Genomic DNA, 26,446 nt, shown 5'->3' with positions numbered 1-26,446 from the left:
CGTGGCGGACGCACCCGACCCGGTCGAACCGGCCGACCTGGGGGACTACCAGCGGGCCGTGCGGCAGGTCCTGACCCGGGATCTGATCACCGCGGCGAGGCCGCGGGCCGGCGTGCTCGACCAGGTGCTGCCCTGGTCGGACCGGCTCGCCCACGACTTCCGCGAGCTCTTCGGGTACCAGCTGATCGCGACGACGCACATGGTGCGGCTGGTGCGGCGCCTCGACTCCTTCGACGCGACGCAGGGGCAGCTGTTCGCCAAGAACCGGCGGCCGTTCGACCGCAGGCGGCTGGCGTACCTGTGCCTGGTGCTGGCGACGTTCCAGCGCTCCCGGGTGGAGATCAGCCTCGCGGATCTGGTCCGGCTGGTCACCCCGATGGCCAACGGCATCGAAGGACTGGGGTTCGAGCCCACCGTCGCCGCGCACAAGGCGGCGCTCGTCGACGCGATCGACTGGCTGGTCGACCACGGCGCGCTGCGCCTGTCGGACGGTTCGCTGGAGGCGTGGGCGCGCGACGACCGCACGGGCGACGCCCTCTACGACATCGACCACGAGATCTGCACGGTCCTGTTCAAACCGGCGCGGCCCGTCCAGCACCTGACGAGCGCGGCCGGGCTGCTGCACGCCGGAGTGCCGGACGTCATGCGCGAGGCACGCCGCCTGCTCGTCGAGCATCCGGTCGTGTACTTCTCCGAGGTGCGGCCCGAACTCGCCGAGGCCCTTCCCCTGGCGGCGGAGGAACTGGCCGCGTTCACCGGCCTGAGCGTCGAACGCCGTGCCGAGGGGGTCATGCTCGCCGACGCTTCCGGCCGGTTCACCGACCGGCCCTTCCCCGGCCAGGGCGGAGCGGTGAACCGGGCGGCCGGCCTGCTCCTGGCCGAGATCGCCGGCCTCGTGGAAGAAGGCGACCTGGAAAGGCGCGTCGTTCCGGACGCCTCCACGGCATCCGTCGAGGAAGACCTGCTCGCCCGGATCGACGCCGCGCTGCCGGAGCACGGCGTCGTCACCGGGCTGGCCTGGACGCCGCCGGAGACGAAGGCCGCAGACCGTCCCGGTGAGTCCGAAGGTCTGTGGTTCGTCCCGCAGGACGGTCTGGACGGGATCATCGCCGGCCTGTACGCCGAGTTCGGTGCCGCGTCCTTCACCGGCGTCTGGCAGGCCGACCCGTCGGGTCTGCTCGCCGCCGCCGTCGCCTTCCTCTGCGACCTGCGGCTGCTCCGCCGCGTGCCCGGCGGGGTCCTCGTGCTCCCCGCCGCATTCCGCTACCGCAACATCACCCTCGCCCTCCCCGAGCGGGGGCAGCTCAGCCTGGAGGAAACACCGGCATGACCCGCTTCAAGCCCTCGCGCGCGGGAGTGATCAACCTGTGGGACTACGTCGACGAGGAGTTCGTCTTCGCCGACGGGCGGCTGGTGCTGCGCGGGCACAACGGCTCGGGCAAGACCAAGGCGCTGGAGGTGCTGTTCCCGTTCGTGCTCGACGGGGTGGCGGACGCGCGGCGGCTCGACCCGTTCTCCGGCGACAACCGGACGATGAAGTCGAACCTGCTGTACCGCGGGCAGGAGTCCGAGCACGGCTACGTCTGGATGGAGTTCCTCGCGCCGTCCGGGGAGACCGTCACGCTGGTGATCGGCTTGCGCGCCCACCGGCACCGCGACGGCGTCGTCACCTCGTTCTACGTGACGTCCAAGCGGCTGGGCGTGGACTTCGGCCTTCTCACGGTGGACGGCCGTCCCCTCACCGACCGGCGCCTCCGCGAGGCACTGGAGCCGGGCTCGTACGCCAAGACCGCCACCGAGTACCGCGAACTCGTCGACAACCGCCTGTTCGGGCTGGGCCGTGAACGCTACAACCAGCTGCTCGACCTGCTGCTGGCGCTCCGCCGCCCCCTCCTGGCCAAGGACCTGGACCCAGCGAAGGTCTCCGCGACCCTGACCGCCGGCCTCAGCCCCGTCGACGAGACCCTCGTCGACCAGGCGGCCCGCGACTTCGAGAACCTCGCCGCCGTCCAGAGCCTCCACGACGACCTGAGCCGGGCGAACGACGCCGTCCGCGTCTTCCTCGACCACTACCGCGAGTACCTCCGCGTCCACACCCGCTCCCACCTGGACCGCGTCGACACCCGCACCGCCCAGGCCGTCGCCCACGGCACCGCCCTGCGCCGCGCCGTCGCCGAGACCACGCGGGCCGCCGCCGCGAAGCGGGCCGCCGAACAGTCCCGCGACACGACCGCCGACCACCTGACGAAGCTCACCACCCGCCTCGAGACCCTCAAGCAGCACGACGCCTACCGGGCCCAGTCCGACCTGGACCACCTCCGCCACCAGATCGCCGAGACCACCGACCACCTCACCAAGGAGCAGACCCGCCTCACCAACTCCCGCCACCACGCCTCCGCCCTCCGCGCCGAGGCCGAATCCGCCGCCACCCGCCTCACCGCCAAACGCACGACCCTCACCCACCACCGGACCGCTCTCGCAGAAGCCGCCCACACCGCCCGAATCCCCACCGACCCCGCCCCCCGCCCGGCGAGCCCTCCCGAAGGAGCGGCCGGGTCGGAAGCAGGCGGTACCGCACGGCACGCCACTGCTTTGGAGTCCGGTGACACAGCGCGGGTCGCCGAGGACGGAGGCATGACAAGGTCCGCAGGCGGTCCGGGGAGCAGCGGCGCAGCGGAAGCCTCCGTACGATCTTCAGATGGTCCCGGCGCCCGGCGACCACGGGCGCTGAGGGTGGAAGGCGCTGAGGCGGGGCACGCGGACGGGCTGGATTCGGTACGGGCTCGGGCCGCGGTGCGACGGGAGGACGTGGCCGAGGTCCGGCGGGAGCTGGGCGCCCTGGAGAAGGCGCGAGGGGATCGGCAGAGGGCCGAGAGCAGGCTGGGGGAAGCCCGGGAGGGGCTTTCCCGGAGGGAAGCGGAGGTCGCGGGAGGAGAGACGGGGCTGGAGGCCGCGCGGGAGCGGGCGGCCGCGCGGTTGGAGGAGTGGGTCTCCAGGTGGGGCGGGGCCACGGGGATCGCTCTGAAGCCGTTGGCGGAGGTGCTGGAGCGGGCCGGGGAACCCGGAGCCGTGACGTTGGGAGAAGCGTTCGCCGAGCTGTCCGAGGAGCTTCGGGCGGAGACGATCACGGGGGTCGCGGAGCTCAGAGCGCAGGCGGAGAGCATCGCCGAAGGGCTGCGGGGACTGGCCGCCGAACGGGCGGAGATCGCGGCGGAGCGGGACGACGCGCCTCCGGTCGCGCCGGGAGCCGAGCGGGAGGGCCGCGAAGGAGCGGCCTTCTGGCAGCTGGTGCGCTTCGCCGACGGGCTGAGCGACGAAGAGGCGGCGGGGCTCGAAGGAGCCCTGGACGGAGCGGGAATCCTCACCGCATGGGTGCATCCCGACCCTGAGAGGACGATCCAGGCCTACGAGACCCGAGTGGCGGACGGCTTCCTGTTGCCGGGAGCTCCGGCGGCGGGAGCTCCCGAGACGGGGGCTCCGGCGGCGAGAGCATCGGCGGTCGGGGCTCCGGCGGAGGGAGTGCCGGTGGCGGGGGCCCCTGCGGCGGGAGCTTCGACGACGGGGCGGTCGTTGGCGGACGTGTTGCTGGCGGAGAGCCATGAGGCGGTGCCGGTGGGGGTCATCCAGGCGGTGCTGGCGTCGATTCCGCTGGCCAGCGGGGATGATCCGGCGGTGCCGGGGGTCGGTTTGTGCGGGCGGTTCTCGTTCGGGGTGCGGGTGGGGGCCCGGCCCAAGGAGCGGCCGGAGTACATCGGGGCCACCTATCGGGCACAGCGGCGGCGGGCACGGCTGGAGGCGTGCGACGTGGCGGCCGGGCGGCTGAAGGAGGAGCAGGAGGCCGTCCGGCGGGAGCAGGAGAGGCTGCGGGGGGTGCTGGACGACCTGTCGGCGGCGCGGCGGGCGCTGCCGGACGTCGAGCCGGTACTGCGGGCGCTCAAGGAGGCGGAGCGCGGCTCCGTCCTGCTCGGGCAGGCCCGTGAGGGCGTTTCGGCGGCGCGGAGGGAACTGGACGAGACCGCGGCCGCGACGGAGGCGGCGGAGCGCAGGGTCCGGCAGGCGGCCGCCGAACGTGATCTGCCGGCGACTGAGGAGGGCCTGGCCGTCGTCGCGCGGGCCGTCGACGACTTCGTGGCCGCGGGGGAACTGCTCGCCCGGGAGCGGGAGGACATCGCGCAGCTAGAACGGGACCTGGCCTCGCGCTGGGACACCGTCGAGCGGCTGGAGGCGCAGGACCGGGAGGACGAGGAGTCACTCGCCGAACGACGTGAGGCGCTGGCCGTTCTGGAGGAGCGGCTGGCGGCGCGCACGGAGGCGCTGGGCTCCTCGCTGAAGGAGATCCTGCGGCAGGTCGGAGAGGCCGAGCGGGAGATCAGGGAGGCCGAGGCGGCGCGAGCCCGTCATGAGGCGGTGGTCGCGGCCGAGCACGACGCGCTGGTCAAGGCGCGGGCCGCCGCCGAGCACGGGGAGCGGGCGCTGGCCGAGGCCTGGGACGTCCTGCTGGAGCAGCTCGTGGCGTTCGCCCCGTTCGCCCGTCCCGATCTGCGGCAGGTCCTCGACGTCGAGTCGGCCACGCTCTGGCCGGAGCACTGGGAGGCGGCCGAGGAACTCGGCGAGCGGACCGCCGAGCTCATCGTCGCGGGCCGCGAACCCGAAGAAGCGGTCCGGGAGGTGCTTCCGCCCGCGGCGGCGGAGATCCTCGACGCCTATCGCGCCGCGCTCCCGGCGGGCCGGCCGGTCGGGGAGAACGCCCGCAAGACGACGCGCGACGCGATGTCAGACGCGTTGAAGGAGTTCGGCGACGCGCTCGAGCAGTGCGAGGAGGACTACCGCCTGGACCTGGACGCGGGGGAGGTCGTCACCGTCCAGGTCATCGACGTGGAGGGCCGGGGGCCGGTCCCGGCGTTCGCCGACCGGATCGCGGGCCGCCTCGTCGAGCAGGGCCTCCTGCTGGACGAGCGGGAGCGCACCGTCCTGGAGGACGAGCTGCTGAGCAGCCTGGCCCAGCAGATCCACGACCGGGTCCGGCTGGCGCGGGAGCTGGTGCGCGGCATGGACTCTGACACCCGTTCCCGTCCGATGTCGACCGGCAGCACCGTCGGCATCCGCTGGGTGCGCTCGGACAGGCTGGACGAGCGGCAGCGCGCCGTCGCGAACCTGCTCACCCGCGACGCCGGGGCGCTCGGCCCCGACGGGCTGGCCGAGCTGAGGGGCCTGCTCCGCGAGATGATCCGCGCGCACCGCGCCCGGCACGTCCGGGCCGGCTACCTGGAGGCGCTGCGGGTGGTCGTCGACTACCGGACATGGTTCGAGTTCCAGCTCCGCCTGACCGAGCCGCACGGCGGCGAGGTCACGCTGACCCGCGCCAAGCACTCGCAGATGTCGGGCGGCGAGAAGTCCGCGGCCATCCACCTGCCGCTGTTCGCCGCCGCCAACGCCCTCTACTCGTCGGCGAAGGACACCTGCCCCCGCATGATCGCGCTCGACGAGGCGTTCGCCGGCATCGACGACCGCTACAAGCCCGAGCTCCTCGGCCTCACCGTGAAGTTCGACCTCGACGCCTTCATGACCGGCCACGACCTGTGGGCCTCCTACGCGTCCGTCCCGATGGCCGCCCACTACGACATGCACAGCGACAAGGCCTCCCACACCGTCTCCACCATGCTCGTCCTCTGGGACGGCGCCGCCCTCCTGGACGCCGACGCCGCCTACTCCGGCAACGACGCCCTCGCCGAGACCCTCCTCGGCTTCCCGCCCAACCGCCGCTCGCCCGCCGAGTCCGGCCTCCTGGCCTCGCTCACCGAGGACTGAGCCCGGCCCGGGACCGCTCACCCCAGGCCGCGGTCAGCGGGACTCGCCGCCCTCGGACGAGCCTCGGCGGTTCCAATACCGGACTGATCGCCTCGGGCAAAGACCGGCCGCCCGAGTGAGGGCCGGTCGCGTGGTGTCCAGGACGTGTGGTGGACGACGACCGGTCATCCGAGCTCGGGCCGGTCGCCTGGGCGGAGATCAGTTCCCGAGTGAGGGCCGGTCGCGTGGTGTCCAGGACGTGTGGTGGACGACGACCGGTCGTCCCGAGCTCGGGCCGGTCGCCTGGGTGGAGATCGGTTCCCGGGCGAGATCGGTTGCCCCGGGTGAGGCTTGGTCGCTCTGGGTGGGGATCGGTTTCCGAGCGGGGTCGGTTGCCCCGGGTGAGCTCTGGTCACCCTGGGCGGGATCGGTCGTCAGGGGTGGGCCAGGGGTGGCTCCCAGGGGGTAGGAGCCACCCCTGGTCGGTCAGGGGCTGAAGACGCCGAGCTTGAAGAGGCGGCCGAGGATGGCGTTCTTTCCCCGGCCGAAACGGCTGGTGAGGGATTCCAGGGGTTCGCCCTGGCCTATGAGGGCCAGGAGGCGGGCGTCCTCTTCGGGTGTCCACGGGGTGTAGGCGTTGGGGTGGCGTTTGCGGAGCTCGGTGATGGAGCGGCGGCCCGGGAGGTCGACCACCGCGAGGTCGGTGAGGGCGACCTCGCCCACGACGGCGCCCTTGTCCAGGGCTCTTAAGGTGCCGTCGCCGATGACGAGCTTGTCGGCGGAGAGGTCGAGCTCGCAGACCTGCCTGCCGTCGTGCTCCTGCGGTCTGGTGAAGGTCAGGTGGATGTCCATGGCGTCAGCATGCGATATCCCGAGCAAGATCGCTCAGCGGCCTGTGGACAACTCGTTCGGGCGGTGAACTTGCGGGCTCCTGCGACGGGCGGAGCCCGGACTGCTCGCTCGGGAGAGGGAGGGAAGCCCCTCGGGAGGGGCAGGGGAGAGGTCTGCCCCAGGCGTGATGTGCGGTCGGCGGCCTGCGGATGAGATTGGAGGCCGATCGACTTCCAGGAGGGCACATGAGACCGGTAAGGGGAACGGCGGCGGTCACGGCGGTCGCCGTCGCCTTGGGGGCGCTGCTCCCGGCAGGGGCCTTCGCGGGTGAAAGGCGAGAGCCCGGCATCGGGCAGAAGCCCGGCGTCGGGCGGGAGCCGGGCGTCGGGCAGAAGCCGGGTTCCGGGCGGGAGCGGGGCGAGCTGCTGTCCGCGAAGAAGCTCGAGACCTACACCGCCGTCCAGGCGAAGAAGCGGCTCAAAGCTGAGGGGTTCGACTCCAAAAAGGTCAAGTACGGCGTCGACACCTACCGGCTCGTCTACCGGACGGTGAACGGGTACGGGAAGCCGACGAAGGCGAGCGGCCTCCTGGTCGTCCCGAGGAACGGGAACAAGCGCCTCAAGCTCGTCTCCTACACCCACGGGACGGCGAGCTACCGCCCTGACGCACCCTCCACCTCTCCGGAGGACGGTTTCGTGCAGGGTGCTCCCCTCACCTATGGGGCGGCGGGCTTCGCCGCCACGGCTCCCGACTACCTCGGTCTGGGGCTGGGCCCCGGCAGGCATCCGTGGATGGACGTCCGTACCGAGACCACGGCTTCGCTGGACATGCTCCGTGCCGCTCGCGAATTCCTGCCCCGCAAGGGTCGTGAGGCACGCCGCGACGTCTTCGTGACGGGCTTCTCGCAGGGTGCTTCGGCCGCACTGGGTCTGGCCCGTGAGCTCCAGAGGGGTAAGAAGTGGTTCCGCCTCCGTGCCGTCGCCCCCATCAGCGGCGCGTACGACATCAAGGGGGTGTTGATCCCGTCGATGCTCACGGGCAAGGCGCAGCCGAAGTTGTCGGTGGCTTACACGTCGTACCTGCTGGTCTCCTGGAACTGGAAGGCCTCCATCTACGACCGTCCCGAAGAGGTCTTCAAGCAGCCGTACGCGAGCCGTGTGGAGAAGTACTTCGACGGCTCGACTCCGGGCGAGGTCATGCTCAAGGGCCTTCCCGACACGTTGGCCGAACTGCTCACTCCGCGAGGCTTCGCGTTGCTGGAGAAGCCCTCCGGAAGGTTCGCGAAGGCGCTCCGCGACGAGGACGCGATCTGCCGGGACTGGACGCCCAAGGTGCCCGTCCGCCTCTACTACGACTCCCGCGACGAGCAGGTGGCCCCGGCCAACAGCACTTCGTGCCACGCCTGGCTGAAGTCGACGCTGCGCAGGCTGCCCGCGACGACCTACGGGGGTTCGCCTCACCTGGGTTCGAACCTCGCGGGCACGGCCAAGGCGGTCCGCTGGTTCGCGTCCTTCTGAGGAAGGACCCGTCAGGAGGAGTCGGAGTCCCGCTGCGAGGTGGGGAAGAGGGAGAACAAGGGGAACAGCCGGACGCGCCGTTTGATCTGGCCACGGGCCCGGGCCACCAGTTCCGGAAGGGGTGGTTCGGGCTCGCCGGCCGTCCGGGGGTGGGCGAGGATCGTCGGCTGGGGGCGTCCGCGCAGTGTGACGGCCTGTCCGGTCTCCCAGCGGAAGGCTTCCAGCGGGTCGCAGTCCTCCAGTGTCTCCGCCGAGGCCAGGACGTGTAGCGGTGAGGTCGTCTTGGCCAGGTCGCTGAGCCGGGCCGCCTCGTTCACGGGGTCGCCGATGACGGTGTACTCGAACCGCTGCTCGGCTCCGATGTATCCGGCGACGACGGTCCCGACGGAGACGCCGATCCCGGCGGTCACCTCGGGTACTTCCAGGGGCAGCCGGGTGGCCATTTCCCGTCCGGCCGCGAGGGCGTGCCCGCCGGCCTGTTCCAGTGGGGCCGGTGCGCCGAAGATGGCGAGGGCGGCGTCGCCTTCGAACTTGTTGATCCATCCGCCGTTGCGGTTCACGCAGTCCACGACGACGCCGAAGAACAGGTTGAGCAGCGTGACGACCTCGTCCGGGGGCCGTTCGGCCGCCATCTTGGTGGATCCGGCGAGGTCGACGAAGAGCACGGCGACTTCCTTGATCTCGCCGCCGAGGGAGATGTCGGAGTTGAGCGCCAGTTTCGCGACGTCGCTGCCGACGTGGCGGGAGAAGAGGTCCTGGAGGCGTTCGTGGGCGCGCAGTCCTGTGACCATGCTGTTGAATCCGGCTTGCATCTGCCCGAGTTCGCTCGCGTCGTAGACGGTGATGCCCGTTTCCAGGTCGCCTTTCGCGACCCGTGCCATGCCGTCGCGGACGTTGCGGATCGGGTCTCCGACGGCCCGTGCCGCCTCGAACGTCACCAGGAAGCTGACCGTCAGCGCCACTACGCCCAGGACGAGGCTGGACCGTGAGACTTCGAGCTGGTCGAAGTTCGGGTCGACGAGGGCGACGATCGCGATGACGACCAGGCCGAGCAGCGGAACCGCGGTTCCGAGCGCCCAGGCGAGCATCGCGCGGGTCGTCACGCGCGACATGAAGTGTTCGCGCGGGGGTTGTACGGCGAGGACGAGGGCCGCCGCGGGTCGCAGCAGGCGTTCGGCGAGCAGGTACACCGTCGCCATCGTGGTGATCGCGCCCAGGAGGCACGTCATCGACACCTTGAGTGCCATCAGCGGCCCGTACCGGGCGTTGAAAGCGGTCCATCCCAGAGTGCCGACGCCCCACAGCACGGCTTGGATGAGGGTGAGTCGCGCGGGGCCGAGGAGGACGGCGTGGCGTTGTTCCCTGTCGGGCGTCCCCTGTTCCTTGACGAGCCGCCGTACGGGGGCGAAGAGCTTGAGCCCCCACCACACCGCGGCCGGACCCGCGATCACCGGATAGGAGAGGAAGGCGAGCAGGTTGATCAGGTCGACGTTCCGGTAGGCGTCGTCGACCTCGTTCGGGTTCGGCAGGACCACGAGCACGAAGACCAGTACGACGGCGGCGCCGATGCCGTTGGCGACGGCGACGACGGTCGCCAGAAGCCAGCGCACCCGCAGTTCGAGGCCGGTCCTGGGCGCGCCGGGGATGGCGGCCAGCCTGGCCCCGAGGGCGTCCCCGAGCGCGTCCAGGCTTTGTGCCCTCTGATCCCGGTTCACCCGTCACCTCCGACGCGCGTCACTCTACGCACCCCCTGGATCAGGACGAAAGTCATGAGGCTCATCCAGAGCCTGCTACCTGCGGGGCGCGTGGTGCTATGACCCGCACCACAGGATCCCTGTTCTTTTTGTCGGAATACGCAAAAGTAATATGTCGTGACCACACATGATGGACAAGGCATAACCGATGAAGGACGGCCATGACCGCTTCGCCCGCCACCACCCCGCCCCCGGGCGCCTCCGTACCGGACCAGAGGCTCGACCTCCTCAACCCGGAGGAGCTCCTGGTCACGGCCGTGTACGAGGGCTGCTTCGGCTGCGGCCAGGACCATGAGAGCGGGCTGCGGTTCCAGCGGACGAGCAGCGACGGCCAGGCCGTCTACGGCCACTTCACCGTCACGGAGAGCCACCAGGGTTCGCCCGGCCTGGCGCACGGGGGCCTCCTTGCCACGGCCATGGACGAGGTCCTCGGCACCGCCGCCTGGAACCTGGGGCGCATGGCGGTGACGGGCCGGCTCGAGACCGACTACCGGCTTCCCGTGCCGGTCGGCAGCGTCGTCCACCTCAAGGCGTGGTGCACGGGCGTCGACGGCCGCAAGATCTACGTCCAGGGCGAGGGCCGGATCGGCTCCCCGGACGGTCCGGTCGCCGTCCAGGCCGCCGCGCTGTTCCTGGAAGTCTCTCCCGAGCACTTCTCAGAGAAGCGCGAACACTTCTCGGGAGAGCACTGACGTGGTCGAGCGGGGGCGCTACCGTGCGGATATGCGGCTCACCGGAATAATCGCCCCCGACCGCCCTCTCCTGGTCGTGGCCGCCGAAGAGGAAGCGGTCCATCTGAATCACGATCTCCCCTTGCTGATCACCGGCATGGGGAAGGTCAACGCGGCGGTGGCCGTGGCGAGGGTCCTCGCCTCCCACCGCCCCTCCGAGATCGTCAATCTGGGCACGGCCGGCGCCCTGAGGTCCGGCATCAAAGGCACCCATGAGATCTCCCGGGTCCTCCAGCACGATCTGGACGGCGCGGCGATCGAGGCGCTGACCGGCCGTCCCACCGGCCTTCCCCTCGACCTGCGGCACGAGGGCCCGGTCCTGGCCACCGGCGACGCCTTCGTCTCCTCCGAGGCCGTCCGGGTGCGCCTGGCCGAGCACGCCGACCTCGTGGACATGGAGGGCTACGCGGTCGCGTCCGCGGCGCATGCCGCCGGCGTGCCCGTCCGGCTCGTCAAGCACGTCAGCGACACCGCGGACGAGGAGGCGGCCCTGACGTGGAAGGACTCGGTGGAGTCCTGCGCCCGCGACCTGGCCGCCTGGGTCATCACCCACCTGTGACGGGAGGGCGTCCCGCCCCGCGGGGGCGACGGGGCGGGACGCCCGGACGGGTTCAAGCGTCGACGACCTGCTCTTCGAGTTCCCTGGGGACGGAACGCAGCGAGAGCAGAGCGGCCACGGCCGAGACCAAGGCGAGGAACGCGCTGCACAGAAGAGCGGCGTGCATGGCGTCGACGTAGGCGAGGCGGGCGGCGTCCAGCACGCGTCCGGCGACGTCCTGGGGGATCGCGGAAGCGGCCTCGTACGCGCCGGGAAGGGAGTCCCCGGCCTTCGCCGAGGCGTCCTCCGGCAGCCCTCCCGGCAGGGTGACGCTGGTCCGGTAGACGGCGTTGACGACGGATCCGAGCAGCGCCATCCCGAGGGCGCCGCCCAGTTCGGTGGCCGTCTCGGAGATGGCGGAGGCGGCTCCGGCGCGCTCCTTCGGCACCGAGGCGAGGATCGTGTCGGACGTGACGGCCATGGCCAGTCCCATGCCCAGCCCGCTGGCGAAGAGGAGCGGCAGGAACGCCCAGTAGTTCAGGTCGGCTCCGAAGCCGGTGAAAGCGGTGAAGGTGCAGGCGGAGACGAACAGGCCGATCGCGATCGTCCTGGACCGGCCCATCGCCGAGATCAGCGGCGGGGCGAGCGCGGCGCCGCCCGCCATCGCGCCGATCGCGCCGGGCAGCCCGGCCAGGCCGGCCTTCAACGGGCTCCAGCCCAGGACGAGCTGCCAGAACTGGGCGAAGACCAGTGACTGCGCGACGAGTGCGAACATCGCGAAGAGGTTGATCCCGATCGAGCCGGAGAAGGCCGGGATCCGGAACAGCCGGACGTCGATCAGCGGGTCGGGAATCCGGCTCTGCCGCCGTACGAACAGCACGAGCACCACCAGGGCGCCGAGCCCGGCGGCGGCCCGCGCCGCGCCGAACCCGTCCGCCGCGATCTCCTTCACGGAGTAGATGACGCCCACCGTGCCGGCCGCCGACATCAGCACGCTGAGCGGGTCGAGCCCGCCGGGCCGCGGGTCGCGGGACTCCCGCAGCACCACCAGTCCGGCCGCCACGACGACGGCCATCAGCGGCACGTTGATCAGGAAGACCGCACCCCACCAGAACCGGTCGAGCAGCGCGCCGCCGAGCAGCGGTCCGAGCCCCACGCCGAGCCCGCCGACGCCCGCGAAGGCGCCGACCGCCATCGTCCGTTCGCCCGGCTCGTCGAAGGCGTTGCGGACGAGCGCCAGCGCGGAGGGCATGATCGTGGCTCCGGCGGCTCCGAGCAGCACCCGTCCCGCGACGAGGGTCTCGGTGGTGTGCGCGTAGGCGGTCAGCGCGGAGGCCGTCCCGAAAGCGGCGGCGCCGATGAGCAGCAGCTTCTTGCGACCCACCCGGTCGCCGACCCACCCCATGGTGATCAGCAGCCCCGCGAGCGCGAAGCCGTACCCGTCCGCGATCCACAGGATCTCCGTCGCCGACGGCCCCAGTTCGGCCGTCAGCAGCGGAATCGCCAGATGCAGCGCGGTCAGGTCCACCGAGAGGACCAGTACCGCCACACAGGAGACGACGAGCGTTCCCCATTTGCTGAGATTCGTGTTCATGTGCCGCTCTTCGTAGGTGATCTGTCTCCGGAGAGCGTCGGTCCCGCCGCTGACCACCGCCTGACGGTCCGCTGACCCCTCGCTGACGGGCGGGGCCGCCATCCCCGAAGGCGGCTCCCACCGGCCGGACGGCGGATCTTGTTCGGGGACTTCATTCTGGCCATATCCGGTCGTCTCTAGCCTTTTGTGCATGACGGACTGGCTGATCGGATTGATGGAGAGCCTCGGAGCACCGGGGGCGGGGCTGGCGATCGCGTTGGAGAACCTCTTCCCGCCCCTTCCCAGCGAGGTGATCCTGCCGCTGGCGGGTTTCACCGCCTCCAAGGGCGAGATGGACCTGCTGGCGGTGATCGTGTGGACCACGATGGGCTCGGTCGTGGGCGCGCTGGCGCTGTACTGGGTGGGCGCGATGCTCGGCCGCGAGCGCACGCTGGCCCTGGCGGCCCGGATCCCGCTGCTGAAGGTCGAGGACATCGCCAAGACGGAGGCGTGGTTCCTCAAGCACGGCCGCAAGACGGTGTTCTTCGGAAGGATGATCCCGATCTTCCGCAGCCTGATCTCGATTCCGGCCGGGGTGGAACGCATGCCGCTCGGCGTCTTCGCGCTGCTGACCACGACCGGCAGCCTCATCTGGAACACGCTCTTCGTCCTGGCCGGCTACACCCTGGGCGAGAACTGGATCCTGGTCGAGACGTACGTCGGCCTGGGCAGCAACGTGGTGGTCGCCGTGGTGATGCTCGCCGTACTGGTCTTCGTGGGCATGAGGCTGAAGGAGCGGAACAAGCGACGGCACGCGTCCCGCGACACCGCGGACGAGGAGTAGACGGACTTCGTGAAGGACCACCAGTACCGCTTCTGGACGAACTTCAGCTGACGCACGATGGCGAAGGCCGCTTCCCGGTGTCCGGGAAGCGGCCTTCGTGTGCGGGAGGTGTCAGACCCGTTCGGCGGGGATGACGCCGAGGCGGCCGGCCTGGAAGTCCTCGAAGGCCTGCTGGAGCTCCGCCTTGGTGTTCATGACGAACGGGCCGTAGTGGGCGATGGGCTCGCCGATGGGCCGGCCGCCGAGGAGGACGACCTCGAGGGCGGGCTTGTTGGAGTCCTGCTCGGTGTCGGCGGCCAGGGTGATGCTGGAGCCCTTGCCGAACACGGCGAGCTGCGAGTCCTTGATCGGACGGTTCTGGGCGCCGACGGTGCCGCGTCCGGACAGCACGTAGGCCAGGCCGTTGAACGACGGGTCCCACGGCAGGGTGAGGCGGGCGCCGGGGCTGACCGTCGCGTGGATCATCGTGATCGGCGTGTGCGTGGAGCCGGGGCCGCGGTGTCCGTCCAGTTCGCCCGCGATGACCCGCAGGAGCGCGCCGCCGTCGGGGGTGGTCAGCAGGGTGATGCGGCCGCCGCCGATGTCCTGGTAGCGGGGCGCGATCATCTTGTCGCTCGCGGGGAGGTTCACCCACAGCTGCAGTCCGTGGAACAGGCCGCCGCTCATGACGAGGTGCTCCGGCGGGGCCTCGATGTGCAGCAGGCCCGAGCCCGCGGTCATCCACTGGGTGTCGCCGGGGCCGATCATGCCGCCGCCTCCGGCGGTGTCCTGGTGGCGGAACTCGCCGTCGATGAGGTAGGTGACGGTCTCGAAGCCGCGGTGGGGGTGCCACGGGGTGCCCTTCGGCTCGCCCGGGGCGTAGTCCACTTCTCCCATCTGGTCCATCATGATGAACGGGTCGAGGTGGCGGGGGTGCACGCCCGAGAAGGCCCGGTGGACGGGGAAGCCCTCGCCTTCGAAGCCCTTGGGCGCGTTCGTCACGCCGATCACCGGGCGCGGGGTGTCGCCGGCGGGGTCGGGGACGCCGACCCTCGGCAGGGTGAGCGGGTTTTCCACGGTGACGGCTGGCATGACGCCCTCCTTCTGGCTGGGTGACGCTGACCTGGTACCAGCCTCAACTGATTGAAGTTTAAATTATTCCCGAAGGCCTGACGACCCTCCGTCGCTACTTGATCAGATGGGGACGAAAACGGACAGCCGCTTCGGGTGCTTTCTGAAGACGATAGGCGGCCGGGCGTTCTCTGTTTCACCGTCGTGGGCCACCCGCAGAGGGGCGTCGGCCTCGATCGTCAGGGACTGCGAGACCCAGGACTCGTAGTCGGACAGCGGCCACATGCGCCCTGCCAGGACGACGGCCAGCGCGCGCAGCCGACGCAGGCGCCTCTTCACCGACACGAGGCGGATGTCCAGAAGCGCGTCGGTGAGGTTGTCGCGTGCGGTCGGGACGGCTCCGCGCTTGCCGTACTCGCAGTTCCCGATGAACGCGAGCCACACCTGTCGGGGCTCCCCGTTCACGACGACGTCCACCGGAGTGGCCCGCCGCAGCACCCGGAAGGCCGCGACGGCCAGCGCGGGCCACTTGCCGATCCGCTTCTGCATCCGTTCCCGCCTGTCCACCATCTCCGAGTAGGCACCGAAGCTGGCCGTGTTGAGGAACGGCACGTTGTTCAGCGTGGCGACGTCCACGTACGCCAGGCTGCCGCTCCAGTAGGCGTCCAGCGCGTCCGAGACGGTCTCTATGCCGAGCGTCTTAGCGAAGTGGTTGAGCGTTCCCAGGGGGAGGACGAGCAGGGGGACGCCGTGGCGCAGCGCCGCCGAGGCGGCCGTGCCGACCGTTCCGTCGCCCCCGCAGACGGCGAGGACCCTGGCGCGCCCGGCCGCCTCCTCCAGCTTCCCCTCGAGGTCTCCCTGGCAGTCCGTGAACTCGGCGTGCGGCAGTTCGTTGCGCAGGTCCGCGATGGTCTCGGGGTCGTTGTTGGTGACCACGACGACTCCCGCGCCCTGGGGATCCCTGTGTTCGATCACCCGGTCGAAGTGCGCCACGTGGGCCCGCGCCGGGACGGGCCAAAACAGCCGGGTCGTCAGCCCCGCGGCGACGCCCGAGAGGATTCCGGCCAGGACATCCCCCGGATAGTGGGCGCCGGTGTAGATCCGGCTGAAGGCGACGGATGCCGCGAGTCCGACAACGGGCAAAGACACCCTTTTTGGTGCTTCCAGGACCATTGCGGTGGCGAACGCGGCGGCCGAGGCCGAGTGCCCGGACGGAAAGGAGTGGGAACCGGGGATCCGGAGAATCCGCATCGGCGGCACGTTATGAACGAGAGGGCGGCGGCGCCGAAACAACTGTTTACCGAGGAGGTTGATCGAGGGACTCGCAAGTCCGATGGCGATCACTCCCCGCAGCGCGCCCCGGCGCAGCGCGGGAATTCCGGTCAGTCCCAGAGTGCCTGCCAGCCCGAACCAGAGCACCCCGTGGTCGGCGATCTTCCCCAGCCTGGGCAGCACGAATTCGAGCCCCCGCAACTCGGCGGCGGCGACGTCTTCGAACGCCCGGCGGTCGATTTCGGCCAGGTTCATGGGCGACGTATCCCCGAAAGGGAACCCTTTCTACCGTGTGAACCGTCACAGCCTGTGTCATCATTCGATGATCTAGGCAATGAAGGGAGCTCCATTTTGACAGTCGAAGGCCTGCTCACCGCTTTCCGTACGGTCGACGCGCAGGAGAAGGGGCGGCTCGACCTCGTCGGTTTCACCCTGGTCCTGGACGAAGTGGGCCTGGTCTGGAGCAAGGCCGAGACGCAGGAGCGATTCGAGCGTGCCGATCTCAACCACGACGGGTACATCACGTTCGACGAACTCCAGAGGATGCTCGACAACCTCTGAGTCATCCACAGGTCCCGCCCGCGGGGCGGCCCCGGCTTCGTAGACTTACCGGGTGACTTCCCCCGGCGAGCAGGACGCACTGGACGCACTCAAGCGCGTTTTCGGCTATGACTCCTTCCGGCCAGGCCAGCAGGAGATCATCGAACATGTCGTCGCCGGCGGCGATGCGCTGGTCCTCATGCCGACCGGCGGCGGCAAGTCGCTGTGCTACCAGATCCCGGCGCTGGTCAGACCCGGCGTCGGGGTGGTGGTCTCGCCGCTGATCGCGCTGATGCAGGACCAGGTGGACGCCCTGCGGGCACTGGGCGTCCGGGCGGCCTTCCTCAACTCCACGCAGAACCTCGACCAGCGGCGCGAGGTCGAGCGGGCGTTCCGCACGGGCGAGCTGGACCTGCTGTACCTGGCGCCGGAGCGGCTCCAGCTGGACTCCACGGCCCAGCTCTTCGACCAGGGCAAGATCGCGTTGTTCGCGATCGACGAGGCGCACTGCGTCTCCCAGTGGGGCCACGACTTCCGCCCCGACTACCTGGCCCTGTCGATGCTGCACGAGCGCTGGCCGGACGTGCCCCGGATCGCGCTGACGGCCACCGCCACCCGGGCCACGCACAACGAGATCACCGAGCGGCTGGGGCTGGGGGACGCCCGGCACTTCGTCGCGAGCTTCGACCGCCCCAACATCCAGTACCGGATCGTCCCCAAGAACAGCCCGCAGAAGCAGCTGCTGGAGCTGCTGCGCAGCGAGCACGAGGGCGACGCGGCGATCGTCTACTGCCTGTCGCGCGCCACGGTGGAGAAGACCGCCGACTTCCTGGCGAACAACGGTATCCCCGCCCTGCCCTACCACGCGGGCCTCGACTCCCGGATCAGGGAGCGGCACCAGTCCCGTTTCCTGCGGGAGGACGGCCTGGTGATGGTCGCGACGATCGCGTTCGGCATGGGGATCGACAAACCGGACGTGCGGTTGGTGGCACACCTGGACCTGCCGAAGTCGATCGAGGGCTACTACCAGGAGACGGGCCGCGCCGGGCGCGACGGCCTGCCGTCGACGGCCTGGATGGCCTACGGGCTGGCCGACGTCGTGCAGCAGCGCAAGATGATCGACTCCTCGGAGGGCGACTTCGCCTTCCGGCGCGCGGCCACGATCCACCTCGACGCGATGCTGGCGCTGTGCGAGACGGTCTCGTGCCGCCGGGCGCAGCTGCTGGCGTACTTCGGCGAGCCCGGGGGCGCGGCCTGCGGCAACTGCGACACCTGCCTGGCTCCGCCGGAGTCCTGGGACGGCACGATCGCCGCCCAGAAGTTCCTCTCGGCCGTCTACCGGCTGAAGAACGAGCGCAACCAGAAGTTCGGCGCGGGCCAGGTCATCGACGTCCTGCTGGGCAAGGAGACCGAGAAGGTCAGGCAGCACCGGCACGACGAGCTGACGGTCTTCGGCATCGGCACGGAGCTGCGCGAGGGGGAGTGGCGCGGCGTCGTCCGCCAGCTGCTCGCCCAGGGTCTGCTGGGCGTCGAGGGCGACTACGGGACCCTCGTCCTGACCGAGGCGAGCGCCGAGGTGCTCGCACGCCGCCGCGAGGTGCCGATGCGCCGCGAGCCCGAACGCCCCGCGAAGATCGCGAAGGCCGCGAGGACGGCCAGGACGGCCGCTCCGGTGGATCTCTCCGACGAGGCCCGTCCGCTGTTCGAGCGCCTGCGCGCCTGGCGCGCCGCCACCGCCAAGGAGCAGGGCGTCCCCGCCTACGTCATCTTCCACGACGCCACCCTCCGCGAGTTCGCCTCCAGCCGCCCCTCCTCCCTGGAGGAGCTGTCCGGCATCACCGGCGTCGGCGAGAACAAGCTCAACCGCTACGGCGAACAGATCCTGGAGGTCCTGGCCGAGGGGGCCTGAGCGATCCGGAGGTCTTCGACCCGGGTCAGCGGGCGGTCTGCTGGGCCACCTGGGCCAGGAACTCGGCGTTGGAGGTGGTCCCCTTGAGCTTGTCCAGGAGGAGCTCGAGGGCCTGGCGGTCGTCGAGGGCGTGCAGGACGCGGCGGAGGCGGCCGGTGAGGTCGTGCTCGACGGGGGACAGGAGGAGCTCCTCGCGGCGGGTGCCGGAGGCGGCGAGGTCGATGGCGGGGAAGAGCCGCTGCTCGGCGAGCCTGCGGGACAGGCGGAGCTCCATGTTGCCGGTGCCCTTGAACTCCTCGAAGAAGACCTCGTCCATGCGGGAGCCGGTCTCGACCAGCGCGGTCGCCAGGATGGTGAGGGAGCCGCCCTCCTCGATGGCGCGGGCGGCGCCGAAGAACTTCTTCGGCGGGTAAATGGCGCCGGCCGCGACGCCGCCGGCGAGGATCCTGCTGCTGGAGGGGGCCGCCAGGTTGTACGCGCGGCCCAGCCGGGTGAGGGAGTCCATCAGGATCACCACGTCGCGGCCCTGCTCGACGAGCCGCTTGGCGCGTTCGACGGCGAGCTCGGCGACGGCGAGGTGCTCGGCGGGCGGCCGGTCGAACGTCGAGGCGGCCAGTTCCGCGCCCGGCACCTTGCGCCGGAGGTCGGACACTTCTTCGGGCCGTTCGTCCACCAGCAGCAGGATCAGGTGGCATTCGGGGTGGTTCCTGGTGATCGCCTGGGCGATCTCCTGCAGGATGATGGTCTTGCCGGCCTTGGGCGGGGCGACGATGAGCCCGCGCTGGCCCTTGCCGACGGGGGCGACGAGGTCGATGATCCGGCCCGTACGGGCGGGCCCGAGGTGCAGCCGTTCGGTGGGGTGCACGGGCGTGAGCCGGGAGAAGTCCCGGCGGCCGCGCCGAGGCGGGGAGTCCACCGTGGCCAGGACGGTCTTGCCGCTCCGGCCCTGGGGCTTGGCGGTGCCGGTCACGTGGTCGCCGGGGCGCAGTGCGAGCCTCCGGACGAGTGCGAGCGGTACTTGTACGTCGTCCGGGCCGGGCGTGTAGCCGCCGACCCGGACGTAGGCGTTGTCGTTGGAGACGGCGAGGATCCCCGTCACGGGGATGAGAGCCGTCTGGACGGTGTTCTCTACCGAGATGGTCATATGAGTCCAGAAGAGACGGCACGCGAAAGAGCTTCGGGTGCAGACAGGGGCGCGGATTGCGCGGAGATCGGCGGATGCGCCGAGAAGAAGGCAGCTCGCTGAGTAGCGGAAGAACCTGTGCCTCTTCTGGAGGGTAACACGTCGGTGCCGTCGGTCGTCACCCCAACTTGGCGTGATCCCAGGAACTGATCTTCGTGGGCTCCAGGATGACGGCGTAGCGCTTGCGCATCATGTGCCGGATGCCCTCGACGACGGCGGGGTCGGCCTTGGTGAGGTCGGTGGGGGGTTCGAGGCCGATGATCTGGTGGCCGACGGCCTGGCCGACCGGGTCGAGGATCGCGGGGTCGTCGGTGATGAGGGCGTTCCCGGTGAGGCTGGCGCCGCGCAGTTCGTTGTAGTCGGTGCCGGTCTCGACGAGGCAGGTCATCACGGGGTTGCGCTGGAGGTTGAGGATCTTCTGGGAGTTCTTGTAGGTGGTGAAGGCGATCTTGCCCTCCCACAATGTGTAGAACATCGTCACCAGGTGGGGCGCGCCGTCCTTGCCGATGGAGGCGATCTGAACCTTCCGCTCCTTGGCCAGGAAGTCGGCGAGTTCCTCGTCGGTCAGCTTGATCGCGGCACGCTTGCTCATGGTGGGATCTCCGAATCTGGTTAGATAATTCAGCCCCAGCGTAGGCACAACGGGTAGGGGCCGCCAGAGGCCACTTTGACGACTTTCCGGATGCCGGGTCTCCTCGAGTCTCACCAACCGGACCTCAGCGCAGGGCGCGCGCGGTCAGGGCCGCGGCCAGCAGCCGGAACCCCTCGGCTCCGGACGGGTCGAGGCCGGTGAGGGCGGCGATGTTGCGCAGCCGGTAGTCGAGGGTGTTGCGGTGCACCTGGAGGTCCAGGGCGGACTGGCGGCGGTTGTGGCCGTTGCCGACGTAGACGCGGAGGGTTTCCATCAGCTCGGGCCGCTCGTCCAGCGGGTCCAGCTTGGTCGCCAGCTGCGCCAAGGCGTTGCCGGGGCGGGCCAGCTGGTATTCCAGGAGGACGTCCGCCATGCGGTACAGGCCCGGCGGACGGCCCAGGCGGGTGACGAGTTCGGCCACTTCGGTGGCCTCCCGCAGCGCTGACGGGATGGATTCGGCCCCTTCGGCCAAGGCCGCGGCGACCGTGACGGGGTGTTCGGGCACGGAGACGACCCCGGCGACGAGTTCTTCCAGACGCAGATCAGGCCGAACGGGCAGGAGCGCCGTGCCTGTGCCGCCGTCGAATCTGGCCAGTACCCGTGCTTCGGCGTAGGCGTCCAACGCGGATTGGGAGGCCGTGATGTCTCCGCCTTCCGCGGCGCGAAAGACGAGTACCTCGTACGAGTTGGCCAAAGGGATGCCGGCCTTGGCCGTCAGTTCATGGGCCGGGGCGCCTGAGAGCAGGGCGTCGAGCATCGTACGGCGTGCTTCCTGCTGTTCTCCGTGCCGTTGTACGTGCGCCAGGGTCACCGCTGGGACGGCCGCCCGCAGGTAGTTGAACAGGTGAAGGCCCAGGGCGCCCAGCTCTTCGGCCTCGTCGGGGCGGGCTTCTTCCATGAGGGCTTTCCAGCACAGCTCCACGGCCAGGTGGTAGGCGGTGAGCACGGATTCGAGGGGTACTCCCTGCTCGGCTCTGCGGGCCGACCAGGCGATGACCTCGGCCCGCTCGTCGGCGGTGAACGTGCGGCGTTCCTGGAGGGTCAGCAGGGAGATGCGCAGGTTCGCCTCTATCGCCTGCCGTAGCGGGCCGTCCAGGACGTCCCGGGGCTGTTCCGCGTAGAACGGCACCTGCCGCGGCAGCTCCTCCGAAAGGCGTGACGTGAGTTCGGGAAGCCGTTCCGCCAGCCAGGTGTGAAGCCGAAGTCCGCTCATTGACCCGATGCTGGTCCAACGCTTTCCCGAGGTCCATGGGCCCGCGGCACGAGGCTGGGTGTTCCCGTTGTGCATGTGCCCAATACCCGGCCGCCGCCGCCGGGCCGTCCGCTGGAAGATTCGACGCTCTGGCGTGGGCGATTGTGCGTCCGCCCAATCGGACACCGTGTATAGAGGTCCGACGCCTATCGCCTGGAACGGGGCATAGGGCGCATTCTCCTCTCACTGTCTGTGAGGAGGATCATGTTGAAACCGCCGGCCGCGCAGGCGCAGGCGGCTCTGTCCGTGAGGGACCTGACGGTCTCCTACGGGCGCGCCGTACGCGCGCTGCACGAGGTCTCCTTGGACGTGCCGCAAGGCGAGATCGTCACCGTCCTCGGTGCCAACGGCGCGGGCAAGACGACGCTGATGCGCGCCATCTCCGGCACGCTGCGCTTTCACGGGGGCGTCATCTCCTCGGGGAGGATCACGTATTCGGGCATCAGCCTGGGCACGTCGCCCGCGCACCGCATCGTCGACACGGGCATCGTCCAGGCACCCGAAGGCCGCCGCGTCTTCGGGCGCATGACGGTCGAAGAGAACCTGAAGGTGGGCGGCTTCCACGCCCCGGAGTCCACCAGGAAGCGCGTCTTCGACCTCTTCCCGGTTCTCGCCGAGCGCCGCAAGCAGCGCGCCTCCCTGCTGTCGGGCGGTGAGCAGCAGATGCTCGCGATGGGCCGCGCGCTCATGGCCCGCCCCAAGGTCCTCCTGCTGGACGAGCCGACGCTGGGCCTGGCCCCGCTGATGGCCGAGCACATCGCCAAGACGATCACGGAGATCAACGAACAGGGCACCTCGGTCCTGCTGGTCGAGCAGAACGCGGCGCTGGCGCTGCGGCTGGCCGACTACGCCTACGTGCTGGACGTGGGCCAGGTCGCGTTGCGCGGTCCCGCCGCCGAGCTGGCCGCCAGCGACGAGGTCCGCCAGCGCTACCTGGGCATCGTCGACGAACCCGCTCCGGTGTTCACCGGCCACCGTGCCCTTTCGAGGTGGGAGGGGTGAGCGAGGTGCCGGAACTCGTAGTGAAGGACCTGACCGTCAGGTTCTCCGGGCTCGTCGCGCTCGACTCGGTGAGCTTCACGGTGGCGCCGGGGACGCTCCACGCCGTCATCGGCCCCAACGGGGCCGGGAAGTCGACCTGCTTCAACGTCCTGTCGGGCGTCTACAAGGCCACTTCAGGCAGCGTGCACTTCGGCCGGCGCGAGCTGACGGCGATGTCCCCGCACCGCGTCGGCGCGCTCGGAATCTCCCGCACGTTCCAGAACCTCGCGCTGTCGGCGGCCTTGACGGTGGAGGACAACCTGCTTCTCGGCCGGCACAGGCTGATGAAGACGGGCATCGTCCGGGCCGGTCTGCGGTGGCCGACCGCCCGCCGCGAAGAGGAACGACACCGCGAACGCGCACGGGAGATCGCCGACTTCGTGGGCGTCGCCCCCTACCTGGGCGTCCCCGTAGGCGGCCTTCCGTACGGCGCGCAGAAGCGCGTCGAACTGGCTCGCGCCCTCTGCGGCGAACCCCGCCTTCTGATGCTGGACGAACCCGTGGCCGGCATGAACGCCACCGAACGGCTGGAGATGGCGGGCCTGATCGTCGCCGTACGGGAGGCGCTCGGCATCTCCGTCCTGCTGGTCGAACACGACATGGGCATGGTCATGCGCCTCGCGGACGTGGTCACCGTCCTGGACTTCGGCAAGCGCATCGCCTCCGGCGCACCCGCCGAGGTCCAGAACAACCCCGAGGTCCTACGTGCCTACCTGGGAGAGGAGGTCTGATGACGAGGCTGCTGGAACTGCTCATCAACGGTCTGAGCCTCGGCGCCGTGTACGCGCTCATCGCGCTCGGCTTCGTGGTCATCTTCAAGGCGACCGAGGTGGTGAACTTCGCGCACGCGTCCCTGCTGCTGCTGGGCGGCTACGTGACGGCCACCCTCCATGACGACCTCGGGTTCGTCGGGGGGCTGGCCGCGGGCATCGTCGTGGCCGCCGCCGTCGGCGCGCTCGTGGAGTTCGTCCTCCTGCGGCGGGCCAAGGCGCGGCGCGACGTGATCGCGATCGCGACGATCGGCATCGACATCGTCCTGACGGCGGAGCTGAGCCGGCGCCTGGGCACGTCCGTCCTGGCGCTCGGCGACCCGTGGGGCGACAAGGTCGTCCACCTCGGCGGCATCACGATCGCCCAGACGCGCATCGCGGCGCTCATCGTGGCCGCCGTGCTGATCGCGGCCTTCCTGACGGCGTTCAAGTACACCCCGTGGGGCATCTCGATGCGGGCCGTGGCCGAGGACTCCGAGACGGCGGCCCTCATGGGCATCCGCCTGGGCCGCATCTCGATGTCGGCGTGGTGCGTGGCGGGCGCCCTGGCGGCCGTCGCGGCGGTCTTCATCGCCGCGTTCCCCACGCCCGGCCTGGACCGCACCACGTCCCTGGTGGCGCTGAAGGCCTTCCCCGCGGCGATCCTCGGCGGGCTCGACTCGATGACGGGCGCCCTGGTCGGCGGCCTGCTCATCGGCCTCACCGAGTCGCTGGTGGGCGGCTACCAGAACGACCTGACGTTCCTGGGCCGCGGCCTCACCGACGTCGCCCCCTACGCCGTCATGATCGTCATCCTGCTGGTCCGGCCCTCCGGCCTCTTCGGCACCCGGGAGGTCTCCCGTGTCTGAGCTGCGCCGGTTCTCCCCGCTGCTCCTGCTCCTGCTCCTGCTGCCGCCCTTCTACCTGGACGTGTTCTGGCTGCAGGCCGGACTGTTCGTGATGGCCGCGGCGATCGGCGCGATCGGCCTGAACCTGCTCACCGGGTCGACGGGCCAGCTGTCGATGGGCCACTCGTTCTTCCTGGCGGTCGGCGCGTACGGCTACGTGTACTTCTCGGGGGAGTCCGACGGGCACGTCGCCGGGCTGGGGCTGCCGACGCCGCTGGCGGCGGTGCTGGCCGTCGCGCTGGCGGGTCTGGCCGGGCTGGCGTTCAGCCCGATCTCGGGCCGGCTGTCCGGGGTGTACCTCGGCATCGCCTCCCTGGGGCTGATCTTCGTGGGGCAGCATGTGCTGTTCAACTTCGAGAAGGTCACCGGCGGGTACAACGGCCGGGCCGTGGAGCCGATGAACCTCTTCGGCCTCCCCTTCGACGGTTCCACCGAGCTCGTCGTGATGGGGGTGCCGTTCGGGGCGCTGGAGCGCCTGTGGTTCCTCGGCCTCGCCCTGCTCGGGCTGGCCGCCTGGTTCGCGTACGGCGTGCTGCGCGGACGTCCCGGACGCGCGATGAACCTCATCCGCGACCAGCAGATCGCCGCGGGCGTGCTGGGCGTGCCCGTCGCCCGGATGCGCGGCGCGGTGTTCACCCTGTCGTCGATGTACGCCGGGCTCGCCGGGGTGCTGCTGGCGCTGGCGTTCCAGCGGGCCGTACCGGACTACTTCGGGGTCCTCCTGGCCTTCGAGTACCTGGCCATGATCGTCATCGGCGGTCTCGGCTCCGTGACCGGCGCGATCGTCGGCGCGGCGTTCGTCACCCTCCTCCCGCAGCTGCTGACCCGCTACAGCGACTCGCTCCCGCTGGTCGCGGCGGCCGGGTCCGAAGGCGTCGCACCCTCCGACGCGGCCCGCTACCTGTACGGCGGGGCCGTCGTCCTCATCGTCCTCTTCCTGCCCGCCGGCCTCTCCGGTCTGCGTGTCCCTTTCCTCACCCCCCGCAAGGAGACCACCCCGTGAAACTGCGCAAATACGTCATCGGCCTCGCCGTTCTGGCCGTCACCGCGGCCGGCTGCAGCAGCAAGTCGGCGACCGAGGACGGCGGCACCGACTCCAGTGGAGTCCAGACCGGCCCCGGCGTCACCTCCGACAAGATCACCCTCGGCGCCCTGACCGACCTGACCGGCGTCTACGCCACCCTCGGCAAGAGCATCACCCAGGCGCAGCAGCTGTACTTCGAGGAGCTCAACCAGGCGGGCGGCGTCTGCGGGCGCGACGTCGAGCTGCTCGTCCGCGACCACGGCTACGACGTCCAGAAGGCCGTCGGCGCCTACAGCGAGCTCCAGCCGAAGGTCGCGGGCCTCCCGCAGGTGATCGGCTCCCCGATCATGGCGGCGATCGCCAAGAACGTGGCGACCGACAAGCTGCTGACCGTCCCCGCGGCCTGGCCGTCCCAGCTCCTCAAGGTCCCCTACGTCCAGGTCGTCGGCGGCGTCTACGAGCTGGAGTCGGTCAACGGCGTCGACTTCCTCGTCAAGGAGAAGGGCCTGAAGAAGGGCGACAAGATCGGGCACGTCTACTTCGAGGGCGAGTACGGGGAGAGCGCCCTGAAGGGCACGAAGTTCGCCGCGGAGAAGCACGGCCTGACCGTCGTCGAGCAGCGCATCAAGCCCACCGACAACGACATGACGTCGCAGGTCAGCGCCCTGAAGTCCGAGGGCGTCAAGGCCATCATGATCAGCGCGGGCCCCCGCCAGTCGGCGTCCCTGGTGGGCGTCGCCGCCGCGGGCGGCTTCAACGTCCCGGTCGTCTCCAACAACCCGGGCTTCAGCCCGCAGATCCTCGTCCCGCCGGTGGACAAGGCGCTGGAGGCCAACTTCTACTACGTCAGTGCCGTCCAGCCGCCCAGCGCGACGACCCCCGGCATGACCAAGCTGGTGAGCTCCTACGAGAAGAAGTACCCCAAGGAGCTCCTCGACAGCGGCGTGATCTTCGGTTACGTCTCGGCGAAGGTCTTCGGCGAGTCCCTGAAGACCGCCTGCGAGAACAAGGACCTGACCCGCGACGGCATCTACAAGGCCCTGCAGTCCCAGTCGGCGTTCGAGAGCGACGGCCTGATGCCGGCCCTCGACTTCTCCAAGGCCGGCCAGGTCGGCACCCGCGTCGCGATCGTGCAGCGTCCGGACGCCAAGGCCAAGGGCGGCCTGACCCAGGTCGGCGAGCCCTTCGAGTCGGACCTCGCCAAGGAGTTCACCCTGGAGTGACCTCCCTTCCGCCGAGCGCCTGCCGACCGGGGTGCGGCAGGCGCTCACGCGCGTCCAAAGATCTTGGACAAAAGCGTGGAACCGGTCGT

21 protein-coding genes are annotated in these 26,446 nt (G+C 70.3%); 13 read left to right on the top strand and 8 right to left on the bottom strand.

Going from position 1 to position 26,446, the window contains the following annotated elements:
• Position 1: 1 nt before the first annotated feature.
• Positions 2 to 1,330 carry a DUF2398 family protein gene (locus tag ABD327_RS19590; protein ID WP_344451953.1) on the top strand — a complete coding sequence of 443 codons (1,329 nt, stop codon included), beginning with the start codon at positions 2 to 4 and terminating at the stop codon, positions 1,328 to 1,330.
• Positions 1,327 to 5,808 carry an SbcC/MukB-like Walker B domain-containing protein gene (locus ABD327_RS19585; RefSeq protein WP_344451952.1) on the top strand — a complete coding sequence of 1,494 codons (4,482 nt, stop codon included), beginning with the start codon at positions 1,327 to 1,329 and terminating at the stop codon, positions 5,806 to 5,808. The genes ABD327_RS19590 and ABD327_RS19585 overlap by 4 nt, the downstream gene beginning before the upstream one ends.
• 465 nt (positions 5,809 to 6,273) lie before the next feature.
• On the opposite strand, the gene ABD327_RS19580 is transcribed toward ABD327_RS19585, so the two are convergent.
• Positions 6,274 to 6,639 carry a hypothetical protein gene (locus ABD327_RS19580; RefSeq protein WP_344451951.1) on the bottom strand — a complete coding sequence of 122 codons (366 nt, stop codon included), beginning with the start codon at positions 6,637 to 6,639 and terminating at the stop codon, positions 6,274 to 6,276.
• Positions 6,640 to 6,863: 224 nt separating this feature from the next.
• Between ABD327_RS19580 and ABD327_RS19575 the strand changes: the two genes are divergently transcribed.
• Entirely contained in the window at positions 6,864 to 8,135 is a 1,272-nt protein-coding gene (locus ABD327_RS19575; RefSeq protein ID WP_344451950.1) for an alpha/beta hydrolase family protein, read from the top strand.
• An 11-nt stretch (positions 8,136 to 8,146) separates the two neighbouring features.
• Here the strand turns inward: ABD327_RS19575 and ABD327_RS19570 are convergent, their stop codons facing one another.
• The gene (locus ABD327_RS19570) at positions 8,147 to 9,850 is read right to left on the bottom strand and encodes an adenylate/guanylate cyclase domain-containing protein (RefSeq protein ID WP_344451949.1); all 1,704 of its coding nucleotides are present in this window, start codon (positions 9,848 to 9,850) and stop codon (positions 8,147 to 8,149) included.
• A gap of 200 nt (positions 9,851 to 10,050) precedes the next feature.
• On the opposite strand from ABD327_RS19570, the gene ABD327_RS19565 reads away from it, so the two are divergent.
• Together ABD327_RS19565 and ABD327_RS19560 are read left to right on the top strand one after the other, a co-directional pair.
• Positions 10,051 to 10,581 (top strand): PaaI family thioesterase, encoded by a 531-nt coding sequence (locus ABD327_RS19565; RefSeq protein WP_344451948.1) that lies wholly within the window; start codon positions 10,051 to 10,053, stop codon positions 10,579 to 10,581.
• A gap of 31 nt (positions 10,582 to 10,612) precedes the next feature.
• Entirely contained in the window at positions 10,613 to 11,179 is a 567-nt protein-coding gene (locus ABD327_RS19560; RefSeq protein WP_344451947.1) for a nucleosidase, read from the top strand.
• Positions 11,180 to 11,231: 52 nt separating this feature from the next.
• Here ABD327_RS19560 and ABD327_RS19555 read toward each other — a convergent pair whose 3' ends face one another.
• Positions 11,232 to 12,752 carry an MFS transporter gene (locus ABD327_RS19555; protein WP_344451946.1) on the bottom strand — a complete coding sequence of 507 codons (1,521 nt, stop codon included), beginning with the start codon at positions 12,750 to 12,752 and terminating at the stop codon, positions 11,232 to 11,234.
• 190 nt (positions 12,753 to 12,942) lie between these two features.
• On the opposite strand from ABD327_RS19555, the gene ABD327_RS19550 reads away from it, so the two are divergent.
• On the top strand, positions 12,943 to 13,575 hold the full coding sequence (locus tag ABD327_RS19550; protein ID WP_344451945.1) for a DedA family protein: 633 nt from the start codon (positions 12,943 to 12,945) through the stop codon (positions 13,573 to 13,575).
• Between the two features lie 111 nt (positions 13,576 to 13,686).
• On the opposite strand, the gene ABD327_RS19545 is transcribed toward ABD327_RS19550, so the two are convergent.
• Positions 13,687 to 14,646: a pirin family protein gene (locus tag ABD327_RS19545; protein WP_344451944.1), complete on the bottom strand. Its 960-nt coding sequence runs from the start codon at positions 14,644 to 14,646 to the stop codon at positions 13,687 to 13,689.
• A 102-nt stretch (positions 14,647 to 14,748) separates the two neighbouring features.
• Positions 14,749 to 16,152, bottom strand: a complete 1,404-nt coding sequence (locus ABD327_RS19540; protein WP_344451943.1) for a bifunctional phosphatase PAP2/diacylglycerol kinase family protein — start codon at positions 16,150 to 16,152, stop codon at positions 14,749 to 14,751.
• 96 nt (positions 16,153 to 16,248) lie between these two features.
• On the opposite strand from ABD327_RS19540, the gene ABD327_RS19535 reads away from it, so the two are divergent.
• The gene (locus ABD327_RS19535; protein ID WP_344451942.1) at positions 16,249 to 16,458 is read left to right on the top strand and encodes an EF-hand domain-containing protein; all 210 of its coding nucleotides are present in this window, start codon (positions 16,249 to 16,251) and stop codon (positions 16,456 to 16,458) included.
• 52 nt (positions 16,459 to 16,510) lie between these two features.
• Positions 16,511 to 18,346 (top strand): DNA helicase RecQ, encoded by a 1,836-nt coding sequence (gene recQ, locus ABD327_RS19530; RefSeq protein WP_344451941.1) that lies wholly within the window; start codon positions 16,511 to 16,513, stop codon positions 18,344 to 18,346.
• Between the two features lie 25 nt (positions 18,347 to 18,371).
• Here recQ and rho read toward each other — a convergent pair whose 3' ends face one another.
• The 3 genes from rho to ABD327_RS19515 form a co-directional block, all read right to left on the bottom strand.
• The gene (gene rho, locus ABD327_RS19525) at positions 18,372 to 19,490 is read right to left on the bottom strand and encodes a transcription termination factor Rho (protein WP_344451940.1); all 1,119 of its coding nucleotides are present in this window, start codon (positions 19,488 to 19,490) and stop codon (positions 18,372 to 18,374) included.
• A gap of 157 nt (positions 19,491 to 19,647) precedes the next feature.
• A complete protein-coding gene (locus tag ABD327_RS19520; RefSeq protein WP_344451939.1) occupies positions 19,648 to 20,121 on the bottom strand; it encodes a pyridoxamine 5'-phosphate oxidase family protein in 474 nt (157 codons plus the stop codon).
• A gap of 124 nt (positions 20,122 to 20,245) precedes the next feature.
• The gene (locus tag ABD327_RS19515) at positions 20,246 to 21,373 is read right to left on the bottom strand and encodes a PucR family transcriptional regulator (RefSeq protein WP_344451938.1); all 1,128 of its coding nucleotides are present in this window, start codon (positions 21,371 to 21,373) and stop codon (positions 20,246 to 20,248) included.
• Between the two features lie 243 nt (positions 21,374 to 21,616).
• Between ABD327_RS19515 and ABD327_RS19510 the strand changes: the two genes are divergently transcribed.
• Genes ABD327_RS19510 through ABD327_RS19490 form a run of 5 tightly spaced genes read left to right on the top strand, consistent with a single transcriptional unit; the run spans position 21,617 to position 26,357 of the window.
• Positions 21,617 to 22,414 (top strand): ABC transporter ATP-binding protein, encoded by a 798-nt coding sequence (locus tag ABD327_RS19510; RefSeq protein ID WP_344451937.1) that lies wholly within the window; start codon positions 21,617 to 21,619, stop codon positions 22,412 to 22,414.
• 5 nt (positions 22,415 to 22,419) lie between these two features.
• Positions 22,420 to 23,184 carry an ABC transporter ATP-binding protein gene (locus tag ABD327_RS19505; RefSeq protein ID WP_344452121.1) on the top strand — a complete coding sequence of 255 codons (765 nt, stop codon included), beginning with the start codon at positions 22,420 to 22,422 and terminating at the stop codon, positions 23,182 to 23,184.
• On the top strand, positions 23,184 to 24,071 hold the full coding sequence (locus ABD327_RS19500) for a branched-chain amino acid ABC transporter permease (protein ID WP_344451936.1): 888 nt from the start codon (positions 23,184 to 23,186) through the stop codon (positions 24,069 to 24,071). Before ABD327_RS19505 ends, ABD327_RS19500 begins: the two co-directional genes overlap by 1 nt.
• Entirely contained in the window at positions 24,064 to 25,113 is a 1,050-nt protein-coding gene (locus tag ABD327_RS19495; RefSeq protein ID WP_344451935.1) for a branched-chain amino acid ABC transporter permease, read from the top strand. Before ABD327_RS19500 ends, ABD327_RS19495 begins: the two co-directional genes overlap by 8 nt.
• Positions 25,110 to 26,357, top strand: a complete 1,248-nt coding sequence (locus ABD327_RS19490; protein ID WP_344451934.1) for an ABC transporter substrate-binding protein — start codon at positions 25,110 to 25,112, stop codon at positions 26,355 to 26,357. Before ABD327_RS19495 ends, ABD327_RS19490 begins: the two co-directional genes overlap by 4 nt.
• The last annotated feature ends 89 nt before the right edge of the window (positions 26,358 to 26,446 follow it).

Source organism: Actinocorallia aurantiaca (assembly GCF_039533685.1).
In the GTDB taxonomy this organism is placed as follows: Bacteria; Actinomycetota; Actinomycetes; order Streptosporangiales; family Streptosporangiaceae; genus Actinocorallia; species Actinocorallia aurantiaca.
Note: the sequence above shows the minus strand (reverse complement) of the source record. Positions and strands in the feature narration are given on the sequence as shown.